A 13,150-nucleotide genomic window follows, 5' to 3' on the forward strand; every position below is an offset into this window, starting at 1 on the left:
CGATGCCGCAGCGCCGCTATTGCGCCGCCTTCTCCATTGCCGGGCGAATGGTCTCTGCCAGCACCCGCGATGTGATCGGCCCCGCAAATCGCAGGATGACGGTGCCATCGCCGTCGATCACATAGGTCTCCGGCACCCCGTAGAGCCCCCAGTCCAATGCCATCCGGCCGCTCGCATCCTGCCCGATCGCCGCATAGGGGTCCCCCAGTTCCTGCAAGAAGCTCTGGGCATTGGCGGTCTGGTCCTTGTAGTTGACCCCGTAGATCGCCACCCCCTCCGCCGCCAGCGCCTCCAGGTTGGGATGTTCGGCGCGACAGGGGCCGCACCAGCTGGCCCAGTAGTTCACCAGTTTCACGCCGCCGTCCCGCAGGGTGGCATCGTCAAAGCTCTGTTTGCCGGGGAACGGGCTGACGGCAACCGGCGGGGCTTCCTTGCCTTCGCGCGCCGACGGCAGGCTGTCGGGATCGTCGCGTCCCATACCAACGAGGGCCAGCGCCACAAAGCTCGCGAAAACCGCAAGCGGGATCGCCATCATCGGAGAGAATTTAGCCATTGCGTCCCATCCTGTCTTCGACCTCGCGCAGGGCCGCGCGCACCTTTGCTCCGCGCCTGAGGGTCAGCAGGAGCAGCACCAGCAACAGCAGCAGCGAACCGCCATAGGCCGACAGAACCGTATCGCCGTATTTCCCGAGATCAGGCATCACTCGCTCATCCTTTCACGCGCCAGAAGCGCCGACATACGTCGCGCGCGGATTTCGGTTCCGGTGCGATAGAGCACCAGCACAATGAAAAAGAGAATGAACCCCGCCATACAGACATAGAGCGGGTAGGCAAAGACGTCCGCGACATTCTCCTCCTTGTCGAGCGACAGCGAGGCGCCCTGATGCAGGCCCTGATTCCAGAAATTGACCGCATAGCGCGACAGGACCGCAAACACAGAGCCGACAAGACAGAGGATCGACGTCAGATCCGCCGCGGTATCGGGATCGTCGATGGCCTGCCACAGCGCGATATAGCCAAGATAGAACAGAAACAGCACCAAAAAGGACGTCAGCCGCGGGTCCCAGGCCCACCAGGTGCCCCACATCGGCTGGCCCCAGATTGCGCCGGTCAGCAGCGCAATCAGCGTCATGACCAATCCGACCGGAGCGGCGGCCCGGGCCGCCAGTGCGCTGACATGGTGGCGCCGGATCACCCAGATCAGAGAGGCCACGAGCATCATGAACCAGGCGTTGATCGCCATCAGCGCAGAGGGCACATGCAGGTAGATGATCTTGACCGTGGCGCCCTGCCGGTAATCATCGGGCGTGAAGAAAAACCCCCAGATCAGCCCCCCTGCAATCAGCACCGCCGAGGCCAGCCACAGCGGCGGCAGGACCCGCTCGGTGGTGCGCAGGAACTTCTTCGGATTGGCATATTCCCAGATCGACATGATGGCTATCTAGCTCTTGTTTTCGGTCTTCACAATCTCTGCCGCTAGCGCAAATTGACGCGCAGCACAGCGGCAGAGGCAAATGGCAACAGCGCGATGGTCCCGAGGGAGATGCCCGCCAGCATCAACAGCGGCGTATCTCCGGAGAGCCCCAGCGCCCCCCGCCGGGCCGCCTCGGCGCCAAAGATCAACGTCGGCACATAGAGCGGCATCACCAGCAGCGACAACAGCAGGCCGCCGCGTTTCAGCCCGACCGTCAGCGCCGCGCCGAATGTGCCAATCACCGACAGCGCCGGCGTCCCGATCAGAAGCGACAGCATGATCCAGAAATACCCCGCCACCGGCAAGTGCAGCAGAACGCCCAGAACCGGCGCGGCCAGCACCAACGGCACCCCCGTGGTCAGCCAATGGGCCAGCGCCTTGATCGTCAGCACTCCCTCCAGCGGCAATGGCGCCGTGGCCAGAAGATCCAGCGAGCCGTCCTCCCAGTCAAGACTGAGCAAGCGGTCGAGCGACAGCAGGCAGGCCAGCAACGCGCCGAGCCACAGGACGCCCGGTGCAATGACCGCAAGCCCAGCCGCATCGGGTCCCACCGCAAAAGGCACCATGACCGTCACAATCAGGAAAAACGCCAGCCCCAGGCCAAACCCGCCCCCCGCACGAAAGGCCAGTTGCAGGTCTCGGATCAACAGCGCGATCACAGAAAGCCTCCGTCATCCGCATCACTGAGCGAGAGCCTGGCCCTGAACGGCCGAAGGTCCAGAACACGCCCCTCGATCCCGAGGTCTATATGGGTGGCCATCACCGCCGCTCCGCCCGCCCGCAGATGCGTCCGCACCGCCGAGGCAAACAACTGCACCGACGCCGCATCCAGGCTGACCGTTGGCTCATCCAGGATCCACAGCCGCCGCCCGGTCACCATCAGCCGCGCCAGCGACAAGCGCCGTTTCTGCCCGGCCGACAACCCACCTGCGACCCGGTCTTTCAGGCCATGCAGGTCAAAATCGGTCAACGCGCGCTCAATCTCCGTGGCTCCAAACACCCGCGCCCAAAATCCGAGGTTCTCCGCCACCGTCAGCGTCAGCTTGACCCCATCCGCATGGGCCGCATAGGCGAAATCCTCTGGATCCCCGAGGATCTCGCCCGCAAGCGGCGGCTGCAGCCCGGCCAGCGTGCGCAGCAATGTGGTCTTGCCGCTGCCGTTGGGCCCGTGCAGAATCAGCGCCTCCCCGGCGGCGAGCGAGAAATCCACCCCCCGCAGCACCGGCACAGCGCCCCGGCTCACCCCCAGATTTCTGACGTCAATCATATGCTGCCGACTGCTCTTGCCTCACGCGCCGTTCAATCCCGCTCAGACCGGCAAGGCCGCAAGGGCAATCCGGCGGCCTTCGGACAGCAGCACATTATAGGTCCGGCAGGCCGCAGGGGAATTCATCACTTCGACGCCAATGCCTGCGGTCTCCAGGGCCTGACGCAAATCTGCGGGAATATGGGCAATTTCGACGCCGGTGCCGACAAACAACACATCGACATTCCCGGCCAGCGCCAACAGCGCGGCGCGGTCCTCATAGCCGCCCCAGGATACGGTCCCCGCCGCTCCGGTCAGGATCGCCCCTTCGCGGATTGCGCCACCAACCCGAAAGAACCCGGCCCCATAGCCATCAACCGGCACTGCATCCGTATAGACCACTTCATTGAGCCGCATGCTGTCTCTCTCCCTCGGGACTGTCTGTTACGTGAAATAGCACGCAGACCCGGCTGCCGAAACAGCCAAAGTCAGTCCCCCGTCCCCGCCGCCGCGTTTTCCTGCTGGCCGACGGCCCTAAACGCAAAACAGCCACGGACAGGTGCCCGCGGCTGTTTCGAAGGTCATTACCCGCCTGGTCAGGCGTCGATGTCGATTCAGGCGTCGATATTGGCGAACTGGTTGCCTGCGGTATTGTCAGGCTTGCTCCAGTCGCGCTTGACCCCGAGCCACAGCAGAATGGTCGAGGCCACAAAGATCGAGGAATAGGTGCCGACCACAACGCCCCAGATCATGGCAAAGACGAATCCACGGATCACATCGCCGCCGAGGATATAGAGCGAAATCAACGCCAGAAGCGTGGTGACAGAGGTCATCATCGTCCGGCTCAGCGTCTCGTTGATCGAGATATTGAGCACTTCGGCCAATGGCTTCTGTTTGTAGCGCCGCAGGTTTTCCCGCACCCGGTCAAAGACCACCACCGTATCGTTCAGCGAATAGCCGACGATGGTCAGCAAGGCGGCAATGATCGCCAGATCGAATTTGATCTGCAGCTCGGAAAACACGCCGATGGTCAGGATCACATCATGCACCAGGGCCGCCACCGCCCCGAGCGCAAACTGCCACTCGAACCGCAGCCAGATATAGACCAGCACCGCACCAATGGCGAGCGCCACCGCCAGAATGGCCGTCTGCACCAGCTCGCCCGAGACCTTGGGTCCGACGCTTTCAACCGAGATGAATTTGATCCCCGGAGCGACCGCATCCAGCGCCGCCTGAACCTCGGCGATCACCTGACTGGAGAGCGCCTCGCCATCCGCCTGCGCCTCGATCCGGATCATCGCAACGTGCTGATCCTCGTCAAAGGATGGGTCGAAGACCTCGGTGATAGTAATGTCGCCCAGCTCCAGTGGCGCGATCGCATCGCGGTAGGTGGCAATATCGAGGTCCTGAGTCGCCTCGGTCCGCACCGTGGTGCCGCCCCGGAAATCAATACCGTAGTTCAGCCCCTGCAGCGCAAAGGAGGCAAAGCCGACCACGACCATCAGGGCAGAGATCCCCAGCCACAGTTTCCAGCGTTTGAAGAAATCGAAGGACGTGCCTTCGGGAACAAGTTTCAACCGCATCTGTTACACCTCGATGGTTTTGGGACGGCGACGTTCGAACCACATCACGATGATCAATCGGGTGACGAAAATCGCGGTGAAGACCGAGGTCAGAATGCCGAGACCAAGGGTGATGGCAAAGCCGCGCACCGGACCGGAGCCCATGGCAAACAGGATCACGGCGGTGATGAAGGTGGTGATATTGGCGTCCACAATGGCCGAGAGCGCCTTGGAATAGCCCTCGTCGATGGCCCGCGCCGGACCGCGCCCGGCCTTCAGCTCCTCGCGGATCCGTTCAAAGATCAGCACATTGGCATCCACCGCCATGCCGACCGTCAGCACGATGCCCGCGATCCCCGGCAGGGTCAGCGTGCCGCCGATCAGGCTCAGCGCACCGAAGATCAGCGTGATGTTCAGCATCAGCGCGATATTGGCAAACATCCCGAACAGCCCGTAGCTGAGTACCATGAAGACCAGCACCGCGACAAAGGCCACAACCGTCGCCACCTTGCCCGCGTCGATGCTGTCCTGGCCCAATTCGGGGCCAATGGTGCGTTCCTCAAGGAACTGCAGCTCGGCCGGCAGGGCACCGGCGCGCAGCAGCACCGCCAGATTGGTGCTTTCCTCGACGGTGAAATTGCCGGTGATGATGCCGGAGCCGCCTGGAATATGCGACCGGATCACCGGTGCCGAGATCACCTCGTCATCGAGCACGATGGCAAATGGCGCGCCGATGTTCTGCGCGGTGTAGTCGCCAAACTTGCGCGCCCCCGATGTGTTGAAGCGGAAGTTCACCGCCGCCTGACCGTTCTGATCAAAGGCCGGCTGCGCATCGACCAGCTCCTCGCCGGTGACGACGGGGGCGGATTCGACCGTGTAATAGGTGCCGGGTTCATCCAGCGACGGGATCACCTTGTTGCCGACACCGGCATTGGCATCGCCATCCGTGCCCCGGCTGACCACCGGGTTGAAGGTCAGCTGCGCCGTGGTGCCGATGATCTTTTTCAGCTCTGCGGCAGAGCCGATGCCCGGAACCTGGATCAGAATCCGGTCGCTACCCTGGCGCTGAATGGTGGGCTCACGGGTGCCGACCTCGTCGATCCGGCGCCGGATGATTTCCAGCGATTGCCGCACGGTGCGATCATCAGAGGCCAGTTTTTCCTCATCCGAGAGCGCGATGGTGATCACGTCCCCCGCGCCGCTGACCACGATATCGGTGGCGCCTGCCCCCGTGAGCGAGGTCACCGGATTGGCAAGGCCGCGCACCAGTTCCAGACCCCGGGACAGCCCCGCCGCATCCGACAGGCGCAGACGAATCTGATCCGCAGGCCCGCCGGGGATACGGCGGAACGTGCCGACCGTGGCCCGTTCATCGCGCAGTGTGTTGCGCACCTCGGGCCACAGCGCATCCATGCGCGCGGCATAGACGTCTGCGACCCGCACTTCGGCGAGCAGATGCGCGCCTCCCCGCAGGTCCAGACCGAGGTTCACCAGCCCAGACGGCATCCACTCCGGCCAGGCGCCTGCCATCTCCAGCCGTTCGGGCGTCTCGCCCTGGGCCTCGATCGCGGCGACGGCGTCATTTGACTGTTCTACACGGCTGTAGAACGCATTGGGCAGGGCGAGCAAAAGGCCGGCCACACAGACCAGCCAGATAAGCACCCTCTTCCAGGTATCAATTTGCAGCATTACCCTGCCTTTTCAAAAACATGAGAGGCGAGGCTCAGGATGCGGGCTCGGTCTTGTTCAGCACCTGTGCAACGGTGGATTTCACCACGCGCACTTTGACACCCTCGGCGATTTCCACTTCGATTTCGCCATCTTCCTTGACCTTGGAGACCTTGCCGATCACGCCGCCCTGGGTCACCACCTGATCGCCGCGGCGCAGGGCCTGAACCATGTTCTGGTGATCCTTCAGCTTCTTTTGCTGCGGCCGGATCAGCAGAAAGTACATGATCGCAAAGATCAGGATCAGTGGCACAAACTGTGTGATTGCGTTGGCGTCCATTAATGAAGGTCCTTTTCGTCGTTGGGGCGCGAAACGCAAGAAGCGCCCGAGTTCGGCGCGAACCTATGTGTTGATTGGCCCAGATGCAAGATCTGCAGGCCATAGACCTGTGCCAGAGCCGCCCTTGCCTGTGGATTAACCCACCGGAAAGATTTCACCGTCATACTCCGGCGGACGAAAAAGCGCTTTGAACACAGCTATCGGCCTTTTTTGTACGTTGTCTTTTCCCTATCGAGGTAGTTCTGAAATGCCCCTGACCCTGCGCACTGTTCTGAAGCCGCTCGCCGTCGCGCTCAGCCTGACGCTTACTCCTCTGCTCTCGCCCATTGCCTCCGCGACAGAGGTCACCGTCTATTCCGGTGTGCTGCCGCCCTTTGCCAATGGCGAAGACGCCGACACTCCGGGCCTTGCGATTGAAATGGTGACAGAAATCGTCAACCGCGCCGGGCTGGAGCTGAACCTGACCTACCTGCCATGGGCACGGGCGCTGAAAACCACCGTATCCGAACCCAACAGCTTTGTGGTGCCGCCGGTCCGCACCCCGATGCGCGAGGCAGACTATTATTGGGCGGTCGAGCTGGTGCCATCAAACCAATTGTTCGTGACCGTAGGCGATGCTGTCAACAGCTACGAGGAGGCGGCGGCACTGGAGAAAGTCGCGGTACTGCGCGGCAGCATCATGGAGAAAATTCTGATTTCCAAAGGGATGACCAATCTGCATCCGGTTGCAACAACCGTTCAGGCCGTCAAGCTGGTGAAAGCAGGGCGCGCCGATGCCTGGTATGGTCTCGATGTTGAAACCTATGGTGTGCTGACCGCCGCGGGTTTCCAGAAAAGTGATTTCACTATCGGTGCCAGCGTGCTGGCCTCGGAACACTGGATCGCAAGCAACCACAGCTTCGACGCAGATGTAGTTGCCGCTCTGGCAAAGGCCCGCGAAGAGATGGTCGCCGATGGAACCTTTAAAGCGATCTATGACCGCTACGTCCGGTAAACGCCCCACCGCGCAGAGCGGGACAGCCTGATCCCAGGGGACATATTGCCCTGCTCTGGCGACCTGCCCTGACATCAAGGCCGGGCAACCAAACGGCCCCGCCTCCGAACCGGACGCGGGGCCTGAGGGCGGGCCTGAGGCCTGGCGGCAACGCGGAAAACCGCGCCCCCCCCCCCCGCCCGGTCGGTTGGGCCTTCGGGGTCACGGGCATGAAATTCCTGATCTCCTGTCGCGCTTGGCTCTTTCGCTTTCTGGTCTGCTCGGGCATAGCTCTCACACTGATTCAAACCCGATCAAGAGGAGCAGACCCATGCATGACATCCGTGCAATCCGCGAAAACCCAGCAGCGTTTGACGCCGCTTTGGCACGCCGCGGGGAGTCTGCTTTGTCGTCCGAGGTGCTTGCTCTTGATGAGGCGCGGCGGGCGAAAATCCAGGCCGCCGAGGCCGCTCAGGCGGATCAGAACAAGGCCGCCAAGGCCATCGGTGCCGCCAAGGCCAAGGGCGACGACGCGGAATTCGAACGCCTGCGCACCGAGGTGGCCGCCAAGAAGGCCGAAGTCGCCACCATGCAGATCGAAGCCAAGGCGCTCGATGCGAAGCTCACGGACATGCTGGCCCGCATCCCGAACAGCCCCGCCGAGGATGTTCCCGACGGCGGCGGCGAAGAGGACAACGTCGAGGTGACCCGCTGGGGCGATGTGAGGGATTTTTCCTTCACGCCAAAGGAACACTTTGACATTGCCGGTGTCGCCAAAGCGATGGATTTCGAGACCGCCGCCAAGATCTCGGGCGCCCGTTTCGTGGTGCTGAAGGGCGCCGTTGCCCGCATTCACCGGGCGCTGGCACAATTCATGATCGACACACATGTGGATGAGAACGGCCTGACCGAGGTCAACTCGCCCGTTCTGGTGCGGGACGAGGCGATGTATGGCACCGACAAATTGCCGAAATTCGGCGAGGACAGCTATCAGACCACCAATGGCTGGTGGCTGGTGCCGACCTCCGAGGTGCCGCTGACCTATTCGGTGGCGGGCGATGTGCTGGACGAAAGCGCCCTGCCGATCCGCTATGCCGCTCACACGCTGTGCTTCCGCTCCGAGGCCGGTTCGGCCGGCAAGGATACCTCCGGCATGTTGCGGCAACACCAGTTCGAAAAGGTCGAAATGGTATCGATCGTGCATCCCGAGGCCTCCGACGAGGAGCAAAAACGCATGCTTGGCTGTGCCGAAGGCATTCTGCAAAAGCTCGGCATTCCCTTCCGCACGGTGATCCTGTGCACCGGCGACATGGGATTTGGCGCGCGCCGCACCTATGACATCGAGGCCTGGGTGCCCGGGCAGAACTGCTATCGCGAGATTTCCTCGGTCTCGACAACCGGCGCCTTTCAGGCCCGCCGCATGAACGCCCGTTTCAAACCGGCGGACGGTGGCAAACCGGAGTTTCTACACACGTTGAACGGCTCCGGCCTTGCGGTGGGACGCTGCCTGATTGCGGTGTTGGAAAATGGCCAGCAGGAGGACGGCTCGGTCACGCTGCCCGCCGCACTCGCCCCCTATCTTGGTGGCAAACTGACCCTCACAGCGGAAGGGGTGCTGATCTGATCAGCCGCCCCGCCCGCAGCGTCCACCAATCACCACGGCCTGTGTCACAAAGGTCTGTAGCCGCCCCTGTAGCCTTTACGGTGGGGTAGCCTTCAAGGTGAGGCAGACAACGAGTGAATTGCCGGGCTGCACCGCGAGAACTCGCCGCCAGCCCGGCATTGCATCAACGGGAAAACCGAAAGCCAGATCGCTCCGGTTTTCCCGGTAGGTTGTCCCTATTGTCCCAGAGATACGCCCTGACAGACTTTGCCTATGGGCCGACACCGACTGAGGTGGCCGCTTCCCGTTCGGGCGCGCTCCCGTCTGGCCGCCGTTCTGGCCGCCGTTCTGGTTTGTCGCGGTTGTGGGTGGTCCCCCTTGCGGCAGGCCCGCAACCTGTCAGCCGCCGCCAGGTCGGGCCGCAGCTGACGCTTGTACCTAATTTTTGCACCTATTTGGCTTTTTTGGCCTTCTTCTTTTTCTTCTTCTTGCTGTCCGGTTTTTTGGTATCTGACTTTTCGGTGTCTGATTTTTCGGCAAGGATCTTTTTCGCCTTGGCTTTTTCCTTGGCGATATCGGACTTGGCCTTGCCCTTTTCCGTCTTGGCTTTGGACTTTGCCTTGACCTTCGCCGCCGCAAACTCTGCCATCAGCGCCTTTGCCTTGCGGGCCGCCTTTGCCGCCTTTGCTTCGGCCTTCGCGGCCTTTTCCTCGGCCGCCAGACGTGCCGCCTCTGCCGCGGCAATGGCACTGTCGATCCCGGCGCGGACCTGCGTCGTCGCTGCCGCCGCAGCGGCGCCCGGGTTGGCTGTATTGTCGTCGCCGTCAGGTTTCGCCGCCCGCTTGGCCACAGGCCGACTGCCCGGCTTGGACGTCGCCGCTTTGGCGGTCCCTCTGGCCGCCCCAGTTGCTGCCTTTCTGTTTCGCGCCGGTCTGGCCGCTGCCGCCGAGCGCGTGGGTTTGGGCCGTGCAGCAGCCGCAACCGTGCCCGAAGACGCCAGTCCGATGATCCCGGCCCGCAGCCGTGCAATCCGACCGACCCCCAGACCTGGGATGGTGATCAGCATCTCATCGGTTTGTTGTGCAAGGTCTTCGACCGATTTTATGCCATGGTCTTGAAGCGCCTTGGCAAGCGCGGGTCCAACACCGGGAAGCGTTAAGAGCGGGGTCATGGGTCAGTACTGCCTCTGGAAAATTCATATGTCGCAAGAGACCGAGACTAGCACCCCATCTGGCATTTTGTCCAATCCCAGTTGGAGTTACCCCGAAATCACGAAGGAAACGGCACCAATCTGCGGCGCTCCTCATCCCAGAGCTTCAACCCCAAGGCGCGGATCGCCTCGCCGAATTTGATCCGACGCGGGGCGACCTCCTCCGGCAGATTGTAGTGGCACTGACGCAACCGGTAGCTGGGGATGCGGGCGTTGAAATGGTGAATGTCATGCAGGGTGATATTGGCCACGGCGAAATCGAAGAACCAACCGAAATCCAGACAGGAGGAGCCCTGTAACGCCGCCACCTGCGGGTTGAGATCCGGCCGCCGGTCCCAATAGGTATCTTCAAAATTATGCTGCAAATAGACCAGAAAAACCCCGAGCATACCGCCCAGAAAGCTGAACCCCAGCCAGATCAGCAGCCCGCTCGTCCCGGCCAACGCATAAAGCAGCGACAACCAGCAGATGATCGCCAGATTGTGCAGGATCACCGGCAACACCCCAAAGCTCTGGGTGTTCTTGGGCCAGCGGTAGCGAATGAAGTAGGTGAACGCCGCCCCCAAGGGCACCAGCACAAACGGGTTGCGATAGAGCCGGTATTGCAGTCGGTCCCACCAGCTGGCCCGGTTCCATTCCGCCAGGGTCATGGTGTGGATCTCGCCTGCTTCGCGATGTTCGAGGTTCCCGACATTGGCATGATGCAGGTTGTGGTTCTGCTTCATCACCTCGAAGGGGGCGAAGGTGAAAGGCGACAGGGCCTGCCCGGCCAACTCATTCTGCCGCCGTGTCTCAAACAGGGAATGATGCCCGGTATCATGCTGCAGCACATACAGGCGGACCGCGCTGAAGGCGAAGACAACTCCCGCCGACCAAAGGACATACCACTGATGAGAATAGGCGATAGCCAGGGAAAGGGCTGAAAAATAGACTGCAAATGTGCCAAAGTAACTCAACGCGGCAAGCCGGTTGTCTTTCTGAGTATACTGGCGTGTGTAGGCTCTCAGATCCATATCTGACCCCATAAATACGCTCTGTGACACCCGCATGACGCTGCGGGAGAAGTATCAATGCTCTTTTGTCAGGTAATATGCATGCCTTCTATTGCAAGAGGCAAGCCCGCAGGAAATTCACCCCCGGGCGGAGCAGTGCCACACGGCAACTGTCCGCCGAAATGGGCGGGGCCAAAAGCGGCGGACCACAGACAGCGGCAGCCCGCGGGGGCTGATTGCGCAGGATTTTCCACATGCCGCGGCTCCCCCGCGCCGCAGGATTGCACCGAACCTCAACGGAGGTCACTGCCCGGCCCTGTCCTGATTGGCGGTCCCGCAGAGCGGGCGCAGGCCGGTTCAGCTTTTGCGGCCCTCAAGGTGCTTGCGCAGGCGGGACGGCCCCGCCTTCTTGCGGCCCTTGTAGGGGTTTTTGTCGCTTTGGCCCCGCAGCGTCAGACGGATCGGCGTGCCGGGCATATCGAAGTCCTGACGCAGGCCGTTCACCAGATAGCGATTATAGCTCTCGGGCATTTTGTCGGGATGCGAACACATCACCACGAAGCCCGGAGGCCGGGTCTTTGCCTGGGTCATGTAGCGCAGCTTGATACGCTTGCCCTGCGGCGCCGGCGGCGGGTGCTGCTCCAGCATTCCCGCCAGCCAGCGGTTCAGAGCCGCCGTCGGGATCCGCCGGTTCCAGACATCATAGGCCTTGAGAATAGCGGCATTCAACCGGTCGAGCCCACGCCCCGTCTTGGCCGAGACCGTGATCAGCGGCGCGCCGCGCAATTGCGGCAGCAGACGCTCAAAGGATTCCTTGAGATCGCGCAGTTTTTCCTGCTTTTCGTCCTCGATATCCCATTTGTTCACCGCCACCACCACAGCCCGGCCCTCGCGCTCGGCCAGATCCGCAATCCGCAGATCCTGTTGCTCGAACGGGATCGCCGCATCCAGCAGCACCACCACAACCTCGGCGAATTTGACGGCCCGCAGACCATCGGAGACAGATAGTTTTTCCAGCTTTTCCTGAACCTTGGCCTTCTTGCGCATGCCTGCGGTGTCAAAGATGCGCATCGGGGTCCCGGCCCAGTCGATCCGGAGGCTGATGGCATCACGGGTGATCCCGGCCTCCGGTCCCGTGAGCAGGCGATCTTCGCCCAGGATCTTGTTGATCAGGGTCGATTTCCCGGCGTTCGGCCGCCCCACCACCGCCACCTGAAGCGGTTTTTCCATTGTAGGAACGGGGGTTGCGGCGATTTCCTCGCCCGCGTTGAATTCCGCGTCGGCCTCTTCGTCAAAGGTCACGTCGGTGATGGGCGCGGTCTCTTCCGCCAACTTCTCGAACCGGTCAAAGACCGGCCTGAGTTCGGTGTAGAGATCGTTCATCCCCTCGCCGTGTTCCCCCGACAGGCGGATCGGCTCACCGAGCCCGAGACCATAGGCCTCAAGCACGCCGGCATCGGCAGCGGCCCCTTCGGATTTGTTGGCGGCCAGGATCACATGCGCGGATTTCTTGCGCAGGATTTCAGCAAATACCTCGTCGGTTGCGGTGACACCCACCCTTGCGTCGATCATGAACAGGCAGACATCGGCCATTTCAACCGCGCGTTCGGTCAGGCGGCGCATGCGCCCTTCAAGGCTGTTGTCGGTGGCATCTTCCAGGCCGGCGGAATCGATCACGGTAAACCGCAGGTCGCCCAGCCGTGCTTCGCCCTCGCGCAGGTCACGCGTGACACCGGGCTGGTCATCGACCAGCGCCAGCTTCTTGCCGACGAGACGGTTGAACAATGTGGATTTGCCCACATTCGGGCGCCCAACGATGGCGAGCGTAAAGGACATGGTTCCGGGCTTTCAGTGATTTGAACCGCGCGCATATCGCATCTTGCGCAGCCACGCCAGCAAAAAACGGTATCCCGCGCCGACCGGAGCTGCCTTTGCCACCCGTGAGCCGCCCCCGGTCGCTGAAATTCCCCGGCGCGCATCTGTCGCCGGTGGCTCTCCCGTCCCTTTACGCCGGAGCTTCCAGCTCCGACATAAAGCGTTGGGCCGGGCGGGGGCCGCGCCGAAGGCGCGGCCCCCGCCCCC

The 13,150-nt window shown here is 62.2% G+C and carries 14 protein-coding genes; 2 read left to right on the forward strand and 12 right to left on the reverse strand.

Annotation, left to right across the window (positions count from 1 at the left end; genetic code table 11):
* Positions 1 to 16: 16 nt before the first annotated feature.
* The 9 genes from FGE21_RS16025 to yajC form a co-directional block, all read right to left on the reverse strand.
* A complete protein-coding gene (locus FGE21_RS16025; RefSeq protein WP_139664435.1) occupies positions 17 to 553 on the reverse strand; it encodes a DsbE family thiol:disulfide interchange protein in 537 nt (178 codons plus the stop codon).
* The gene (gene ccmD / locus FGE21_RS16030; RefSeq protein WP_139664436.1) at positions 546 to 701 is read right to left on the reverse strand and encodes a heme exporter protein CcmD; all 156 of its coding nucleotides are present in this window, start codon (positions 699 to 701) and stop codon (positions 546 to 548) included. The genes FGE21_RS16025 and ccmD overlap by 8 nt, the downstream gene beginning before the upstream one ends.
* Positions 701 to 1,432 carry a heme ABC transporter permease gene (locus FGE21_RS16035; RefSeq protein ID WP_139664437.1) on the reverse strand — a complete coding sequence of 244 codons (732 nt, stop codon included), beginning with the start codon at positions 1,430 to 1,432 and terminating at the stop codon, positions 701 to 703. Before FGE21_RS16035 ends, ccmD begins: the two co-directional genes overlap by 1 nt.
* A gap of 44 nt (positions 1,433 to 1,476) precedes the next feature.
* Positions 1,477 to 2,133 (reverse strand): heme exporter protein CcmB, encoded by a 657-nt coding sequence (gene ccmB, locus FGE21_RS16040; protein WP_139664438.1) that lies wholly within the window; start codon positions 2,131 to 2,133, stop codon positions 1,477 to 1,479.
* Positions 2,130 to 2,741: a heme ABC exporter ATP-binding protein CcmA gene (gene ccmA / locus FGE21_RS16045; protein WP_139664439.1), complete on the reverse strand. Its 612-nt coding sequence runs from the start codon at positions 2,739 to 2,741 to the stop codon at positions 2,130 to 2,132. Before ccmA ends, ccmB begins: the two co-directional genes overlap by 4 nt.
* A 42-nt stretch (positions 2,742 to 2,783) precedes the next feature.
* The gene (locus tag FGE21_RS16050; RefSeq protein ID WP_139664440.1) at positions 2,784 to 3,137 is read right to left on the reverse strand and encodes an Mth938-like domain-containing protein; all 354 of its coding nucleotides are present in this window, start codon (positions 3,135 to 3,137) and stop codon (positions 2,784 to 2,786) included.
* 197 nt (positions 3,138 to 3,334) lie between these two features.
* Positions 3,335 to 4,303, reverse strand: a complete 969-nt coding sequence (secF, locus tag FGE21_RS20465; protein WP_255731626.1) for a protein translocase subunit SecF — start codon at positions 4,301 to 4,303, stop codon at positions 3,335 to 3,337.
* 3 nt (positions 4,304 to 4,306) lie between these two features.
* Complete coding sequence (gene secD, locus FGE21_RS20470; protein WP_255731627.1) at positions 4,307 to 5,971, reverse strand: protein translocase subunit SecD; 1,665 nt, start codon at positions 5,969 to 5,971, stop codon at positions 4,307 to 4,309.
* Between the two features lie 34 nt (positions 5,972 to 6,005).
* Positions 6,006 to 6,290 (reverse strand): preprotein translocase subunit YajC, encoded by a 285-nt coding sequence (gene yajC / locus FGE21_RS16060; RefSeq protein ID WP_139664441.1) that lies wholly within the window; start codon positions 6,288 to 6,290, stop codon positions 6,006 to 6,008.
* Positions 6,291 to 6,537: 247 nt separating this feature from the next.
* Between yajC and FGE21_RS16065 the strand changes: the two genes are divergently transcribed.
* Complete coding sequence (locus FGE21_RS16065) at positions 6,538 to 7,284, forward strand: ABC transporter substrate-binding protein (protein WP_139664442.1); 747 nt, start codon at positions 6,538 to 6,540, stop codon at positions 7,282 to 7,284.
* Between the two features lie 310 nt (positions 7,285 to 7,594).
* On the forward strand, positions 7,595 to 8,887 hold the full coding sequence (gene serS / locus FGE21_RS16070; protein WP_139664443.1) for a serine--tRNA ligase: 1,293 nt from the start codon (positions 7,595 to 7,597) through the stop codon (positions 8,885 to 8,887).
* Positions 8,888 to 9,317: 430 nt separating this feature from the next.
* Here the strand turns inward: serS and FGE21_RS16075 are convergent, their stop codons facing one another.
* The 3 genes from FGE21_RS16075 to der form a co-directional block, all read right to left on the reverse strand.
* The gene (locus FGE21_RS16075; RefSeq protein WP_139664444.1) at positions 9,318 to 10,037 is read right to left on the reverse strand and encodes a helix-hairpin-helix domain-containing protein; all 720 of its coding nucleotides are present in this window, start codon (positions 10,035 to 10,037) and stop codon (positions 9,318 to 9,320) included.
* A 98-nt stretch (positions 10,038 to 10,135) separates the two neighbouring features.
* Complete coding sequence (locus FGE21_RS16080) at positions 10,136 to 11,089, reverse strand: fatty acid desaturase (protein ID WP_139664445.1); 954 nt, start codon at positions 11,087 to 11,089, stop codon at positions 10,136 to 10,138.
* A 336-nt stretch (positions 11,090 to 11,425) separates the two neighbouring features.
* Positions 11,426 to 12,904 carry a ribosome biogenesis GTPase Der gene (gene der, locus FGE21_RS16085; protein WP_139664446.1) on the reverse strand — a complete coding sequence of 493 codons (1,479 nt, stop codon included), beginning with the start codon at positions 12,902 to 12,904 and terminating at the stop codon, positions 11,426 to 11,428.
* Between the last annotated feature and the right edge of the window lie 246 nt (positions 12,905 to 13,150).

The sequence above is a fragment of the Phaeobacter sp. B1627 genome (genome assembly GCF_006265095.1).
Taxonomy (GTDB): domain Bacteria; phylum Pseudomonadota; class Alphaproteobacteria; order Rhodobacterales; family Rhodobacteraceae; genus Epibacterium.